The sequence below is a fragment of the Mesorhizobium sp. C399B genome, from assembly GCF_030323185.1.
Lineage (GTDB): Bacteria > Pseudomonadota > Alphaproteobacteria > Rhizobiales > Rhizobiaceae > Mesorhizobium.
In genome coordinates, this window is sequence record NZ_CP100472.1 from 2,622,843 (window position 1) to 2,636,746 (window position 13,904).

Consider the following 13,904-nt stretch of genomic DNA (forward strand, 5'->3'; position numbering starts at 1 on the left):
ATTGCGTAAAACAAAGACATAGAGCGGTTCGCCGTTTCGGTGAAACGGTGAAACGCTCTAGGCGCAGGTTACTCCGCCGGGAAGAAAGCCGGCCCGACCACCCTGACCGGCCGCGAGCCTGCCAATAGCTCGACCGACTGTCGCTGGGCGGCGCCCCTGGCCTCTGCAGCGTCTGCGCCAGGCTGGGGAATTTGCGCCACGGTGCCAAGATCCGGCTTCGCTGACGGCAAAGGAATGATCGCGTTGGCCATATTGGCTGGCGTCACCGTGCGCGCTCTCAGCTCGGCAACGCGCCGGTGATAGCGCTTGAGGTCGCAGGCCCTGAAGTTCGCATCACCGCGATATTTGAAGGCCGTCGGCAGGTCCTTGTAGCATGTGCGCGTATCGAGCGCGACCATCTCTTCGGTTTCAAGGCTTGGGTCACTGAGCGTGTACAGGTCGACGCCGGCATCGTCGCAGATGTAGCGGCACTGGTCGACCATCTCCTTGACATCGCCGCCTTTCACGAACTGCGATTTCGGCGCCGGGAAGAAATAGCCGTCGGAGAGACGAACGCAAAACAGCATCGAATTGCTGCCGATCATGGCGCCAGCCGGACGCTGTCTTTGTTGCCCGGCGGCGGGCGTGCAGCCGAGCGCGACGAGCCTGGCCTGCAGTCCGGACGTATCCCGGCGCGAAATCGCGGCGCCGGCGATCTGGCGTTGCACCTGTGTGCGGCTTTTGGCGAGGTCGGCGCAAGCATTGAAGAAGCCCCCCACCGCACTTTGCGCCGTGCACCGGCGTTGCCTCTCCAGCCCCTGGATCGCCGCAAGCTGGCGACGCAGCTGCGCAAGCTCGGGGCTGATCCCGCCGCTGCGGCCGGACGGTGCCAGCTGGCTCCTGAGCGCGGCGCATGGATCGGCAAGGGAAGCCGAAATGCCGAGGACGCTTGCCGCTACCGACACCAGTGCAAAGGTCACGACAAGCCACAAACGCATCATCGGCCACACCTGGTCCTTGTACCCCTGTGGAGCCGATCGCCGCTCCAGCCGATTGAGCCTCAATGCGTGAGGCAAGTCTAATTCAAGAGACGCCAGCAACCGCCAGGTATTTTATGCCAAGTGTATTATGCAGGTTCCTGTAAATTCGCTATTACACTTTTGTTTCAAGATTGAGACGTAGCCAGGCTCGGGCGACCCAGGCCGCCGCAATCATCGATCCCGCGTTATCGGCCCTTGCGGATGAAACCTTTCTCCGGTGTCTCGCGTTGTGTCGGGCAAAGGAGACCGAAGATGTCTATTCACTTCACTGTCTCTGGCCTGACCAGGAACCTGTTCCACTCGCTGGGGCTGGACCATGAGCGGGCGCCGAGAGCGCTCGATCCCGAACAGAGCCTGCTGCTGGAATGCTATCTGGCCGGACAGATTCCGGAATCCGCCTGGGCCGACTACGTCTTCGAGACGCCGGAACTGCAGCGGCATGTCGATATCAGACGCCCGCACAACTGATCAGAGCAATTTCAGCAAAAGTGTGAGCCGTTTTTCCGGGAAAAGCGCGTAGCGCTTTCCCTTGGGAATTGCGTCAAGACAACGAGAGAGCGGGTCGCCGTTTCTGTGAAACGCGTGAAACGCTCGCCCGCTCGCCTACCGCTTGGGCGAAGCGAATTGCACGGTGAAGACATTGCCCGCGACGCCTTGCGCCAGCGTCGGCGAGAAGCTCAACGGCAAGCACTTTTGCAGGGCAGTAGTTGCGGCGTCGACGAATGATTTCCTGGTATCGGCATCGCCATCGACCTTGATCGCCGTCGGCCGCGGCGGACCAATCAGCGTGCCGTCGCGCTTGAAGCTGAAGCTCAAGGTGACGCTGGCATTTCCAACACCCGCCGGCGGCGTCCAGCACGCCTGGATGGCATCGCCGACCTCCGCCATCGTGTCGAGCGGCGCGGCATCGGAGGGGTAGCCTCCGGCCAACACAACACCGGCAATCGCAAACACTCTCGCTACGCCCTTCATAAAGCTCCTCGTGTGTCGTCCGCCGACCATGATGGTAGGGTCGAAGCAGACGATGGCAATATGCCTGATGTCTTACAGCATGAGACGCGCCTGATGGCGCATCGGCGAAAAGCAAAAGGCCGGCATTGCGCCGACCTTTCCCTTCACCCTTGCGCCAGTACATCCGTGGTCGCGCGGTGCCTTCAATAGACAGCGTTTTGGTTAATGAATCCTTAGCGTTGCGCGTTGGCCTGCGACTTCACATACGCAATGTAGCCGCGCACGTCGCCGGCCGGCTCGGCATAGGCCTGGCCGAGTTTCTTCTCCATCGCAGCGACATACTCCATGGCCCATTTGGGCAGCGCATAGTCGATGACGGCCAGGAACTCCAGCGTCGATGCCAGGCGTATGTCGGCGATCGACGGGTGCTTGCCGCCGATGAACGGCTTGCCGTCCCTGAAGAAGGAGTGAAACACCTCCAGCGGCTCGGCAATTGCCGCCATGGCGGCCTTCTGCGCCTCGGACTTCTTCTCCGGATGGGCGTCGCTATGGCCGACCTCGCCGGCATAGTGCGGGAAACCCAGCGCCGGATAGGTGGCGCGCGCCACATACGGGTAGAGCGTGCCGATCAGGTAGAACATGGCGCTGTCGACCATCGCCCGCTTGGCCGGCGCCTTGGGATAGAATTTCTCCAGCCCGTGCTTGTTGGCGAGATACTGCATGATGGCGCAGCTCTCCCACAGCACGCCGCGCGGCAGCCCCTTGTCCTCGATCATCGGCGTCAGATGCGCCGGATTGCGCGCCATATATTCCGGCGACCGGGTATGGCCCCAGGCGTCGGTCTCGGCGGCGTCGAACCCGGCCGCACGGGCAAACACCCGAACGGTCATGTTGTTGACGCTTGGCTTCAGCATCGAGAGCTTCAGCGCCGGTTTTTTCGCCGCCTTGGCCTTCGGCGCGGATTTCTTGGCAGCCGGCCTCGTCGCGGTTTTCGCGGCCGGCTTTGCGGCTGCCTTCGGCGCGGCCTTTACGGCCGCTTTTGCCGCCGGCTTCACTGCCTCTTTTACTGCTGGCTTGGCCGCTGGTTTGCCAGCGCTCTTAACTGTCTTTGCCATTGTGGTCCTCCCCTTTTGCTGGCCGTCGGTATGGATTCTTCGGCGTCCGGTCGTCTGACAAGGTCGCGCGCGACCATTCGACCAGCGTCTGGATCGCGTCGGCAAGGTGTACTTCGGCGATGTTGTAGTCGCCGCGCGCAACGCGCAGCTTGTGCGCCTGCATCAGCACGTCGGCATGGGTGAAACCTGCCGGCGGATCGAAGCGATAGGAGGCGAGTTCGATCAAGAGGCCGAGCGGATCCTCGAAATAGATCGAATCCATGAAGCCGCGATCCTTGACGCCGCTGTGCTTGATGGCGCGCTCATCGAGCCGAGCGACCGCCTGCAGGAAGGTCACGCGCGACACCGAGAACGCAATATGATGGACGCAGCCCGGTTCGGTCGGCGTGCGCCGCTTGACCGGCGTGCGGCTCTCGTCGGTGAAGACGGTGATCAGCCTGCCGTCGCCGGGATCGAAATAAAGATGGCTTTCGCTTGGCTTGTCGAGGTTGGGCTGCTCGAAAATGAACGGCATGCCGAGCACGCCCTCCCAGAAATCGATCGAGGTCTGGCGGCCGGCGCCGACGAGCGTGATGTGATGGACGCCCTGCGACTGCAGTTTCTGCATCGGTCTCCTCCTCGCCGACCCCTCGCCTTCCGGGGCGAGCTTGGATCCCGCCACCTCATACCATCGCCGCACGCCATGCGCGTGGCCGATGTGCATGCCTGGCGGCGTTTCCCCCTATCTGTTCCCCGGCGTTTTGCGCGCCGTAACGAGCCCTTTGGAAAGGCTTCGTACAATGATGCTAGTGCAATTGGCAGCGCCGCGCCAGAAGCGACGATAGCTAACGATGCGTGGAGAGCCAAGCGCTCAAGGTTGTCGAATCTTGGCTAAGCGACGGCTCTAAGTTCGGCCTCCGCCAGCGTGCCCAGGCCCGCGCATTCGGCGCATGCCATGGTCTGCCCGGGACAGCCGGCCCGATGCGTACCTTGCGGGCAGCAATGCCCTTTCGACTCACGCCATTTCAAGCAATCGAAAACCTGCCCGCTGCCGTGACAGCGCGAGCATATCATTTTTGCCGAACTCATACTTGCTATGCCCAACCAAATCCGCGTTGCCGCAGATGCTATCCCCGCACCGCAAGTAACAGAGATCGCTACGCTTTCAAGCGTCGCGGCCTGACTTAAATTGGGTGTATTCGGGTGCGCGGACTTGCCGAATTTCGCTGATGCCGCCGACCCTCGCGGTCACACGCGATCCGCGCGGCTGCTGCCCGAAATTTTCGATGATGCGGAAGGAAAGTCGTTGCTTGGTACGCCCAAGGGGAATCGAACCCCTGTTCCCGCCGTGAGAGGGCGGTGTCCTGACCGCTAGACGATGGGCGCGTTCAAGAACCGGCGATATAGGCTGACGGTTTGGAAAAAGCAACTGGCTTCGAACGGCCGGACCGCTTCTGTGCAATGTCGGTTCGTGGACCTAGCGTTTCGGCTCGATCAGGTCCCACAGATTGCCATAGAGGTCGGCGAAAACCGCCACGGTGCCGTAAGGCTCATGGCGTGGCGTTTCGTGGAACTCGACGCCGTTTTCCAGCATCGTCGCATGGTCCCTGGCAAAATCATCGGTTTCGAGAAACAAAACCACGCGGCCTCCGGTCTGGTCGCCGACGCGGCTCTTCTGCACATCGTCCAACGCTTCCGCCAGAAGCAGCCGGGGCCCTTGCCCGACCGCCGGCGTTACCGTCACCCAGCGCTTGCCGTCGCCGAGCTCGATGTCGTCGCAGAGGACAAAGCCAAGCTTGCCGACATACCAGGCGATCGCCTCGTCATAGTCGGCGACGACGAGCGTGATGGTTGCGATGCGGCGATGGTCGGCAAACCCGGTCATTGTTTCGGCCCGCTCATTTGTTGCGGATGGCGAAGCGGCCGATGATACGGCGCTCGGCGATGTCGTAGACGAAGATGGTGCGGCTGCCGTCGCTGATCTCGGCGTCGATCGAAATGCGATTGCCCGACAGAGCCTGGCTGATCACCTTGGCTCCGACCGGGAGCACTATGTCGGCCACGAGCGGCTCGCCGGGCGGAACTGGAATGTCGTTGGCGAGCGGCGGGTTCGCGGGCGGCGCTTTGCGCGATTTGTAGACAATGGCCGCGATCACCACCATAAGGGCCAGCAAAAGCAGGCCGAGATTGATGGCCATGAAACGGATGAGCCTGCCGCGCACCTTTTCGATCTCGGGATCGAGCGGCTTTTCTTCTTCATCGGCAACGGGCCGGGCCATGGCAGAACTTTCCGGAACTTTTTTCGATGAGCGCTCATAGCGAAGAGACCCCTGAATTGATAGAGGCTGGACAATTCATAGAGGCGGCGCCGACCGTGCTCGAAGCCGGCGCGGAAGCGGCCGGCCAGCGCCTCGACCAGTGGCTGGCGAGCGCCCTCGGGCCTGACATGTCGCGCAGCCGGGTGCAGATGCTGATCCGGCAAGGTGCCGTTTCGATCGACGGCAAGCCGGTCGACGAGACCAAGCGCAAAATGAGTGCCGGCGAGCGCGTATCGGTCGTCATGCCCAAGCCCGAACCGGCCGAACCGCAAGGCGAGCCCATCGCGCTCGACGTGCTTTATGAGGACGACGAGCTGATCGTCATCAACAAGCCGGCCGGCCTCGTCGTCCATCCCGGCGCCGGCAACTGGACCGGCACGCTGGTCAATGCCCTGATCCACCACTGCGGCGACAGTCTTTCAGGCATTGGCGGCGTCAGGCGGCCGGGCATCGTCCATCGGCTGGACAAGGAAACCAGCGGCGTCATGGTGGTGGCTAAGACCGACCGCGCCCACAAGGCGCTGTCGGAGGCCTTTGCCGACCACGGCCGCACCGGCGACCTCGAACGTGCTTATTTGGCGCTGGTTTGGGGCATCCCTCCACGGCCGACCGGAACGGTCGACGCGCCGCTTGGCCGTGCTGCCGACCGCGTGCGCCGCGCCGTCGTGCCGGAAGGCCGTGACGATGCCCGCCGCGCCGTGACCCATTTCACCGTCAAGGAGCGTTTCGGCGAGGGCCAGCAGGCGTTCGCCACCGCCAGCCTGGTCGAATGCCGGCTGGAAACCGGCCGCACCCACCAGATCCGCGTTCACATGGCTCATATCGGCCATCCCGTCATCGGTGACCCCGATTACGGCCAGGCCTTCCGCACCAAGGCCAACCGGCTGCCCGAACTGCTGAAGGGTCAGGTCAAGGCATTTTCCAGGCAAGCTTTGCATGCCTGGCTTCTTGCATTTCGGCACCCGGCTACCCATTTATCGATGAGGTTCGAGGCGCCGATACCGGGGGACATGGAGGAACTCGTCGGCGGCTTCCGCAAGCTCTGAACCCGAGCAATTCCAGGAAAAGTGTGAAACGGTTTTCCGTCCGGAATTGCGTCTAAACAAGCCAGCTAAAACCTGAGCGGCATTGTTCACTTCAGCGTGACACACTGTTTCGTGTTGAACAAATGCCTGTCTTTTCTGGTTTTGTTCCTATATAAATCAGTTGCCGCGGGCGAGCCTTTCGGTGCTCGCGTCACATGCCCGCCGCGTTTCGGGGGCATCACTCCAATAGAGAGGGGGCGCAATCATGGCCCAGTCACTACCCAGTATTGTTTCCGGCGAAGGCGGCCTCAGCCGCTACCTGGAAGAAATCCGCCGCTTTCCCATGCTTCAGCCGCAGGAAGAGTACATGCTCGCCAAGCGCTACGCCGAGCATGAAGACACCAGCGCTGCGCACAAGCTCGTCACCAGCCACCTTCGGCTCGTTGCCAAGATCGCCATGGGCTATCGCGGCTACGGCCTGCCGATCGGCGAAGTGATCTCGGAAGGCAATGTCGGCCTGATGCAGGCCGTCAAGAAATTCGAACCCGAGCGTGGCTTCCGCCTCGCGACCTACGCCATGTGGTGGATCAAGGCCTCGATCCAGGAGTACATCCTGCGCTCGTGGAGCCTGGTCAAGATGGGCACGACCGCCAATCAGAAGCGCCTGTTCTTCAACCTGCGCAAGGTGAAGGGCAAGATCCAGGCGCTGGACGATGGCGACCTCAAGCCCGACCAGATCACCGAGATCGCCACCCGGCTGAACGTGTCGGAAGCCGAAGTCGTGTCGATGAACCGCCGCCTGTCGGGCGACGCGTCGCTGAACGCGCCGATCCGCGCCAGCGAAGGTGAATCCGGCGAATGGCAGGACTGGCTGGTCGATGACCACGAAAGCCAGGAAGACATGCTGATCGAACAGGACGAGCTGGAAAACCGCCGCGGCATGCTGTCGGGTGCTTTGGCCGTGCTGAACGATCGTGAGCGGCGCATCTTCGAGGCACGCCGCCTCGCCGAGGAGCCACTGACGCTGGAAGAGCTGTCGTCCGAGTTCGACATCAGCCGCGAGCGCGTGCGCCAGATCGAGGTGCGCGCCTTCGAGAAGGTGCAGGACGCGGTCAAGGCCGCCGCCAAGCGCCAGATGCAGGCGCTGCGCACGATCGAGGCGCAGCCCGCGGCGTAAAGCCGGGTTCGGCTAAGGAACAGAAGGCGGCGTCGGGAAACCGGCGCCGCCTTTTTTGTTTTGTCGTCCGTCGGCGGTTAGCGAAAGTCGGGCAACAGCTGATCTCCCCCCTTGAGGAGATATCCGGCAGGACAGAGGGGGGCGTGACGGATCGCAGCTTGCGATTTTAACTATCCCCAACCTGGAATTGTTCGAGCACACAGCAAAGGTCGGCGGGACAGCACCCCCCTCTGCCCTGCCGGGCATCTCCCCCTCAAGTGGGGAGGTTGGCAGCTTCGGCGACGGCGCCAACAGCATGAACCGATCTACAGCCCATCCAGCGGAAACTTGAGATACCTTCGGCCGTTGGCCTCCGGTTCCGGCAGCCGTCCACCATTCATGTTGACCTGCAGCGCATGCAGGATCAGCCGCGGCATCGGCAGTGTCTTGTCGCGCGCTTCGCGCAAGTCGACGAACTCGGCTTCGCTGCGCGCCGCAACGAGGTGGATATTCTTTGCCCTCTGCTCGGCGACCGTGCTCTCCCAGTACGGCTCGCGCCCGCCGGCCTGATAGTCGTGGCCGACGAACACGCGCGTATCGTCCGGCAGCGCCAGAATGCCCTCAATCGAATGCCACAGCCGCGCGGCACTGCCGCCGGGAAAGTCCGTCCTTGCCGAGCCGCTGTCGGGCATGAACAGCGTGTCGTGGACGAAGGCTGCGTCGCCGATGACATAGGTGATCGAGGCCAGCGTGTGGCCGGGCGAGAACAGCACCTTGACCGGCAGGTTGCCGATCAGGAACGTTTCGCCTTCCCCAAACAGCCGGTCCCACTGCGAGCCGTCTGCGGGGAAATCCGGCCAGTTGTAGATCGCCTTCCACAGCGCCTGGACTTCGATGATCCTGTCGCCGATCGCCGTCGGCGCGCCGGTCCTTTCCTTGAGATAGTGCGCCGCCGAGAAATGATCGGCATGCGGATGGGTGTCCAGGATCCACTCGAGCTCCAGCCCGTTTTCGCGGATAAAATCCAGCAAGGCGTCGGCATTCTTCGTCGCCGTCGCGCCGGATTTTTCGTCGAAGTCGAGGATCGGGTCGATGACGGCGCAGCGTCTCGTCACCGGGTCGGTGACGACATACTGGATGGCGCCGGTCGGCTTGTCGTAGAAGCCGGCGACCTCAGGTTTGGCCGAAGCGATGTCCAATATCCGGCTCCCCTGCCCCTTGCCCGACAGGAACCGTTTTCTCCGTCGGGACTGAACAAGAGCATGGTCATCTGGCAAAGCGCGCCGGTCAAGCACGCCTTGCCACAAATAGGACTGAAGCCCGAAATAGCTCCGACGGAGCAAAACCTAGGCTGACGGCTGCTTGGTCTTCCTGAGATAGGGCAGGATCGTCTCGAAAGCGCCAAAACGCTTGACCGCATCTTCGTTCGAAACCGCGGCGGTGATGATCACATCCTCGCCCTGCTTCCAGTTGGCCGGCGTCGCCACCTGGTGCTTGGCGGTCAGCTGCATGGAATCGACCGCGCGCAGGATCTCGTCGAAGTTGCGGCCCGTCGTCATTGGGTAAGTCAGCACCAGCTTGATCTTCTTGTCCGGCCCGACGACATAGACCGAGCGCACCGTGGCGTTGTCGGCCGGCGTGCGGCCTTCCGACGTCTCGCCGGCGCCCGCCGGCAGCATGTCATAAAGCTTGGCCACCTTGAGATCCTTGTCGCCGATCAGCGGGTAGTTCACCGTCTGGCCGGTCGCCGTCTTGATGTCGGCCTGCCACTTGTCGTGGCTCGCAACGGGATCGACGGAAATGCCGATGACCTTGACGTTGCGCTTCTTGAACTCGCCTTCGAGCCCCGCCATCGTGCCCAGCTCGGTGGTGCAGACCGGGGTGAAATTCTTCGGATGGCTGAACAGGATCGCCCAGCCGTCGCCGATCCAGTCATGAAACTTGATCGGCCCTTGCGTGGTCTCGGCGGTGAAGTCAGGCGCGATGTCGTTGATACGAAGGCTCATGGCATTATTCCCCAGCAACAGATTTCGTCAGGAGCGGCCGTGGACGGCGTCAACGCTCCGGCATTGCCGCATCTTAGCGCAAAAATCGCGGCTGCAGGACAATAGGAAACTATTATTGGCGACGGAACGAGCACTTTCGTTCTACGGACCGACGTTGGGCCGACAATCTTTCGTTTGTGCGGGAAAGGCTCAGGCCTTGTTGACCGCCAGCGACGTGGCCAGGTCTTCCATGCGCTGGGCGAGCGCGCCGAGCGCGCTGGTCAGCACGGTGTCGTTCTTGTCGGCCTTGGTCAGCGCTTCGTCGCGCGTCTTGCGCAGCGTCTGCACTTCGGCCTCCATGCCCTTGACCCGCTTCTGCAGCTCCGAAAGCTCGTCCATCACCATGATGCCGGCCATCACCGTCAGCCGCTGGTCGCCGATCTCGCCGAACGAATCCTTCAGATGCGAGACATAACGGTCGAACCGCTCGGCGAGGTCGATCAGGTGCTCTTCCTGACCCTCGTCGCAAGCCATGCGATACTGCTTGCCGTCGATGGAAACCGTGACCTGTGCCATGGCCTGCAGCTCCTACCTGTCCAGCACCGCGCGGATGGTTTCCATGGCGGTCACCAAGCGGCGCGAAACTTCCTTGTTGGCATCTTCCAGCCGTTCGGCGCGGGCTTCGGAATTGTCGAGTTCCTGCGCCAGCCGTGAACGGTCGGCGTTCATGCGCTGCACCTCAGCCTCGGCTTCGGAATAGTCGCGCTCGTGCTCGAGCTTGGCCGCGACGGCGTTTTCCAGCCCCTCGATGGCCTTGCCCAGCCTGTGGATGACTTCCTTGAGTGTGGTTTCGCCGGTCATGGCCTTCGTCCTGTGCCCTGCCCATCACCGAATCGCTTCGCGTTCAGAACGCGTTAACAAGGAAACATTAGGCACCGGGTGAAGGCAACGTCAACAAAGCTCTCGCGACTGTCCCCCGCTAACGCTAATGTAGGTCGCCCCATAAGGTCTCAAAGCCATCACAAGACCGGCAAATGTGCAGCCGATTTGTTGACTAAAAGCCCGTGGCTGCTATGTGTCGCGCACTCTTTCCTGGGCTCTGCCAAGCCCACAAATCCCCACCCCGGAGGTACCATGACGTCGCGTGAACAACATGACCGGATGGCCAATGCGATCCGTTTTCTCTCCATGGACGCCGTCGAGAAGTCCCAGTCCGGCCATCCCGGCCTGCCCATGGGCTGCGCCGACATCGCCACAGTGCTGTTCACCCGCTTTCTGAAATATGATCCGAAGAACCCCCATTGGCCGGACCGAGACCGCTTCATCCTGTCGGCCGGCCACGGTTCTATGCTGCTCTACTCGCTGCTGCATCTGACCGGTTACGAGGACATGACCCTCGACCAGATCAAGCATTTCCGCCAGCTGGGTTCCAAGACTGCCGGCCATCCCGAATACGGCCATGCCACCGGCATCGAGACGACGACCGGCCCGCTCGGCCAGGGTCTCGCCAATTCGGTCGGCTTCGCGCTCGGCGAGCGCATCATGAACGCCGCCTTCGGCAACGACCTCGTCGACCACTACACCTATGTGCTGGCCGGCGACGGCTGCCTGATGGAAGGTGTTTCCCAGGAAGCCATCGCGCTGGCCGGCCACCTCAAGCTCAACAAGCTGATCGTCTTCTGGGACAACAACAACATCTCGATCGACGGTCCGGTTTCGCTTGCAGACAACACCGACCAGGTCGCCCGCTTCCAGGCCTCGGGCTGGAATGCCAGCCACATTGACGGCACCGACCCCGAGGCGATCGCCTACGCCATCGAAGCCGCCCGCCATTCCGACAAGCCGACGATGATCGCCTGCAAGACGACCATCGGCTTCGGCGCCCCGACCAAGGCCGGCACCAACAAGGCGCACGGTTCGCCGCTCGGCGCCGACGAGATCGCAGGCGCGCGGAAATTCTTCAACTGGGACTCGCCGCCCTTCGAAATTCCGGCCGACATTCTCGACGCCTGGCGCACCGCCGGCAAGGCCGGCGTCAAGCCGCGCACCGACTGGGAAGGCCGGCTCGCCAAGGCCAAGCCCGAGCTGAAGGCCGAGTTCGAGCGCCGCCTCGCCGGCAAGCTGCCGTCGAATTTCGATGCCGTCATTGCCGACTACAGGAAGAAGCTGTCGGCCGACAAGCCGAAGGTCGCCACCCGCAAATCGTCAGAAATGGCGCTGGAAGTCATCAACGGCGCGGTGCCGGAAACCATCGGCGGCTCTGCCGACCTGACGGGCTCCAACAACACCAAGACCAGCCAGACCAAGAACATCACGCCGGACGATTACGGCCAGCGCTATGTCCACTACGGCATCCGCGAGCATGGCATGGCGGCCGCCCTCAACGGCCTGACGCTGCATGGCGGCCTCATCGCCTACGGTGGCACCTTCATGTGCTTCTCTGACTATGCCCGTCCGTCGATGCGGCTGGCGTCGCTGATGGGCATCCGCTCGATCTTCGTCATGACCCATGATTCGATCGGTTTGGGCGAAGACGGCCCGACCCACCAGCCGGTCGAGCACCTGGCGGCGCTCCGCGCCATCCCCAACCACAATGTCTTCCGTCCGGCCGACGCGGTGGAAACCGCCGAATGCTGGCAGATTGCCATTGAATCGGAAAAGACCCCGTCCACCCTGGCGCTGACCCGCCAGAACCTGCCGACGGTGCGCACCGAGCACTCGGCCAGGAACCTCTCGAGCCAGGGCGCCTATGAACTGGCCGCGGCGAGCGGCGAAGCGGCGGTGACGATCTTCGCGACCGGCTCCGAGGTCGAGATCGCGCTCGGCGCCCGTGATTTGCTTGAAAAGCATGGGCACCCGACCCGCGTCGTCTCGGTGCCTTGCTTCGAACTGTTCGACCAGCAGAGCGACGCCTACCGCAAGGAGACGATCGGCAACGCGCCGATCAAGATGGCGATCGAGGCCGGCATCCGCCAGGGCTGGGATCACCTGATCGGCTCCGACGGCATCTTCATCGGCATGACCGGCTTCGGCGCTTCCGGCACCATCGAGCAGCTCTACCCGCATTTCGGCATCACCGCCGAAGCCGCGGCCAAGGCCGCGGAAGCCCGCCTGCACGGCAAGTAAGATCAGGGTCAGTCCCGCGCACCTCCAAGGCGGATTCGCGGGGCTGGACCAACCTAATCGATTTAAATTCGGCCTTCTGCGGCTGGATTCTTGTGCCATCCGCCGCTATGAAGCTGCGGACCCATCTGCCGCCTCCAGCTCCCAGGGAGAGTAAAATGACCGTCAGAGTTGCCATCAACGGATTTGGCCGCATCGGCCGCAACATCCTGCGCGCCATCCATGAATCCGGCCGCAAGGACATCGACGTCGTCGCCGTCAACGATCTCGGCCCGGTCGAGACCAACGCGCATCTGCTGCGCTATGACAGCGTGCACGGCCGCTTCCCGCACGAAGTGTCGGTCTCGGGCGACCAGATCACCGTCGGCAAGGAGACCTTCAAGGTCACCGCGATCAAGGACCCGGCGCAGCTGCCGTGGAAGGAGCTCGGCATCGACATCGCGCTCGAATGCACCGGCATCTTCACCGCCCGCGACAAGGCTGCCGCGCATTTGACCGCCGGCGCCAAGCGCGTCGTCGTCTCCGCGCCTGCCGAAGGTGCTGACCTCACCGTCGTCTACGGCATCAACCACGACAAGCTGACCAAGGACCACATCGTCATTTCGAATGCGTCCTGCACCACCAACTGCCTGGCGCCGCTCGCCGCAGTGCTGCACGAGACCGTCGGCATCGAAAAGGGCATGATGACGACGATCCACTCCTACACCGGCGACCAGCCGACGCTGGACACCATGCACAAGGATCTCTACCGCGGCCGCGCGGCTGCCCTGTCGCAGATCCCGACCTCGACCGGTGCGGCCAAGGCGATCGGCCTGGTGCTGCCCGACCTCAAGGGCAAGCTCGACGGCATCTCGATCCGCGTGCCGACCCCCAACGTCTCGGTCGTCGACTTCAAGTTCATCGCCAAGCGCGCCACCACCGTGCAGGAGATAAACGAAGCGGTGATCGCCGCCTCCAACGGCAAGCTGAAGGGCATTCTCGGCGTCACCCATCATCCGAATGTGTCGATCGACTTCAACCACGATCCGCGCTCGTCGATCCTGGCGCTCGACCAGACCAAGGTCATGGACGGCAACTTCGTTTCGGTGCTGTCCTGGTACGACAATGAGTGGGGCTTCTCCAACCGCATGGCCGACACCTCGGTCGCCTTTGGCAAGACCATCGCCTGATCTGAAGGCATCGTCTCGCAGCTTCGAACGCCCGGCTGTGCCCGGGCGTTTTTCGTCAGCGCGC

The 13,904-nt window shown here is 62.7% G+C and carries 15 protein-coding genes and 1 tRNA gene; 5 read left to right on the top strand and 11 right to left on the bottom strand.

What is annotated here, in order from left to right; translation table 11 throughout:
- Positions 1-68: 68 nt before the first annotated feature.
- On the bottom strand, positions 69-980 hold the full coding sequence (locus tag NLY36_RS12435; RefSeq protein WP_023735218.1) for a DUF2865 domain-containing protein: 912 nt from the start codon (positions 978-980) through the stop codon (positions 69-71).
- 291 nt (positions 981-1,271) lie between these two features.
- Between NLY36_RS12435 and NLY36_RS12440 the strand changes: the two genes are divergently transcribed.
- On the top strand, positions 1,272-1,487 hold the full coding sequence (locus NLY36_RS12440; protein ID WP_023690098.1) for a hypothetical protein: 216 nt from the start codon (positions 1,272-1,274) through the stop codon (positions 1,485-1,487).
- Positions 1,488-1,622: 135 nt separating this feature from the next.
- Here the strand turns inward: NLY36_RS12440 and tolA are convergent, their stop codons facing one another.
- From tolA to NLY36_RS12470, 6 genes are all read right to left on the bottom strand, one after another.
- Positions 1,623-1,991, bottom strand: a complete 369-nt coding sequence (gene tolA, locus NLY36_RS12445; RefSeq protein ID WP_023735219.1) for a cell envelope integrity protein TolA — start codon at positions 1,989-1,991, stop codon at positions 1,623-1,625.
- Between the two features lie 212 nt (positions 1,992-2,203).
- A complete protein-coding gene (locus tag NLY36_RS12450) occupies positions 2,204-3,085 on the bottom strand; it encodes a glutathione S-transferase family protein (protein WP_023735220.1) in 882 nt (293 codons plus the stop codon).
- A complete protein-coding gene (locus NLY36_RS12455) occupies positions 3,069-3,692 on the bottom strand; it encodes a VOC family protein (RefSeq protein WP_023696434.1) in 624 nt (207 codons plus the stop codon). Before NLY36_RS12455 ends, NLY36_RS12450 begins: the two co-directional genes overlap by 17 nt.
- A gap of 683 nt (positions 3,693-4,375) precedes the next feature.
- A tRNA-Glu gene (locus NLY36_RS12460) sits at positions 4,376-4,450 on the bottom strand.
- Between the two features lie 91 nt (positions 4,451-4,541).
- Positions 4,542-4,949: a VOC family protein gene (locus NLY36_RS12465; protein ID WP_023735221.1), complete on the bottom strand. Its 408-nt coding sequence runs from the start codon at positions 4,947-4,949 to the stop codon at positions 4,542-4,544.
- Positions 4,950-4,962: 13 nt separating this feature from the next.
- On the bottom strand, positions 4,963-5,343 hold the full coding sequence (locus tag NLY36_RS12470) for a hypothetical protein (protein ID WP_023735222.1): 381 nt from the start codon (positions 5,341-5,343) through the stop codon (positions 4,963-4,965).
- Positions 5,344-5,369: 26 nt separating this feature from the next.
- Here NLY36_RS12470 and NLY36_RS12475 point away from each other — a divergent pair, with 26 nt between their 5' ends.
- Together NLY36_RS12475 and rpoH are read left to right on the top strand one after the other, a co-directional pair.
- Positions 5,370-6,428 (top strand): RluA family pseudouridine synthase, encoded by a 1,059-nt coding sequence (locus NLY36_RS12475; RefSeq protein WP_023735223.1) that lies wholly within the window; start codon positions 5,370-5,372, stop codon positions 6,426-6,428.
- A 244-nt stretch (positions 6,429-6,672) separates the two neighbouring features.
- Positions 6,673-7,584, top strand: coding sequence for an RNA polymerase sigma factor RpoH (rpoH, locus tag NLY36_RS12480; RefSeq protein ID WP_023670124.1), 912 nt, complete (start codon positions 6,673-6,675; stop codon positions 7,582-7,584).
- A 305-nt stretch (positions 7,585-7,889) separates the two neighbouring features.
- Here rpoH and NLY36_RS12485 read toward each other — a convergent pair whose 3' ends face one another.
- From NLY36_RS12485 to NLY36_RS12500, 4 genes are all read right to left on the bottom strand, one after another.
- On the bottom strand, positions 7,890-8,762 hold the full coding sequence (locus NLY36_RS12485) for an MBL fold metallo-hydrolase (protein ID WP_031249046.1): 873 nt from the start codon (positions 8,760-8,762) through the stop codon (positions 7,890-7,892).
- Positions 8,763-8,909: 147 nt separating this feature from the next.
- Positions 8,910-9,569: a peroxiredoxin gene (locus NLY36_RS12490; RefSeq protein WP_023727298.1), complete on the bottom strand. Its 660-nt coding sequence runs from the start codon at positions 9,567-9,569 to the stop codon at positions 8,910-8,912.
- A gap of 189 nt (positions 9,570-9,758) precedes the next feature.
- Positions 9,759-10,124 carry a cell division protein ZapA gene (locus NLY36_RS12495; protein ID WP_023735225.1) on the bottom strand — a complete coding sequence of 122 codons (366 nt, stop codon included), beginning with the start codon at positions 10,122-10,124 and terminating at the stop codon, positions 9,759-9,761.
- A 12-nt stretch (positions 10,125-10,136) separates the two neighbouring features.
- Positions 10,137-10,409 carry a DUF4164 domain-containing protein gene (locus NLY36_RS12500; RefSeq protein WP_023670128.1) on the bottom strand — a complete coding sequence of 91 codons (273 nt, stop codon included), beginning with the start codon at positions 10,407-10,409 and terminating at the stop codon, positions 10,137-10,139.
- 273 nt (positions 10,410-10,682) lie between these two features.
- Here NLY36_RS12500 and tkt point away from each other — a divergent pair, with 273 nt between their 5' ends.
- Complete coding sequence (gene tkt / locus NLY36_RS12505) at positions 10,683-12,674, top strand: transketolase (RefSeq protein ID WP_023683983.1); 1,992 nt, start codon at positions 10,683-10,685, stop codon at positions 12,672-12,674.
- A gap of 155 nt (positions 12,675-12,829) precedes the next feature.
- Positions 12,830-13,840, top strand: coding sequence for a type I glyceraldehyde-3-phosphate dehydrogenase (gene gap / locus NLY36_RS12510; protein WP_023683984.1), 1,011 nt, complete (start codon positions 12,830-12,832; stop codon positions 13,838-13,840).
- Positions 13,841-13,904: the final 64 nt, after the last annotated feature.

Bases quoted from the DNA above. Each gene is read 5' to 3' on its own strand.
- tkt (WP_023683983.1), top strand. From the start codon at position 10,683: ATGACGTCGCGTGAACAACATGACCGGATGGCCAATGCGATCCGTTTT.
- NLY36_RS12435 (WP_023735218.1), bottom strand. From the start codon at position 980: ATGATGCGTTTGTGGCTTGTCGTGACCTTTGCACTGGTGTCGGTAGCG.
- NLY36_RS12475 (WP_023735223.1), top strand. From the start codon at position 5,370: ATGAGCGCTCATAGCGAAGAGACCCCTGAATTGATAGAGGCTGGACAA.
- NLY36_RS12470 (WP_023735222.1), bottom strand. From the start codon at position 5,343: ATGGCCCGGCCCGTTGCCGATGAAGAAGAAAAGCCGCTCGATCCCGAG.
- gap (WP_023683984.1), top strand. From the start codon at position 12,830: ATGACCGTCAGAGTTGCCATCAACGGATTTGGCCGCATCGGCCGCAAC.
- NLY36_RS12465 (WP_023735221.1), bottom strand. From the start codon at position 4,949: ATGACCGGGTTTGCCGACCATCGCCGCATCGCAACCATCACGCTCGTC.
- NLY36_RS12455 (WP_023696434.1), bottom strand. From the start codon at position 3,692: ATGCAGAAACTGCAGTCGCAGGGCGTCCATCACATCACGCTCGTCGGC.
- NLY36_RS12490 (WP_023727298.1), bottom strand. From the start codon at position 9,569: ATGAGCCTTCGTATCAACGACATCGCGCCTGACTTCACCGCCGAGACC.
- NLY36_RS12450 (WP_023735220.1), bottom strand. From the start codon at position 3,085: ATGGCAAAGACAGTTAAGAGCGCTGGCAAACCAGCGGCCAAGCCAGCA.
- NLY36_RS12500 (WP_023670128.1), bottom strand. From the start codon at position 10,409: ATGACCGGCGAAACCACACTCAAGGAAGTCATCCACAGGCTGGGCAAG.
- NLY36_RS12495 (WP_023735225.1), bottom strand. From the start codon at position 10,124: ATGGCACAGGTCACGGTTTCCATCGACGGCAAGCAGTATCGCATGGCT.
- rpoH (WP_023670124.1), top strand. From the start codon at position 6,673: ATGGCCCAGTCACTACCCAGTATTGTTTCCGGCGAAGGCGGCCTCAGC.
- tolA (WP_023735219.1), bottom strand. From the start codon at position 1,991: ATGAAGGGCGTAGCGAGAGTGTTTGCGATTGCCGGTGTTGTGTTGGCC.
- NLY36_RS12440 (WP_023690098.1), top strand. From the start codon at position 1,272: ATGTCTATTCACTTCACTGTCTCTGGCCTGACCAGGAACCTGTTCCAC.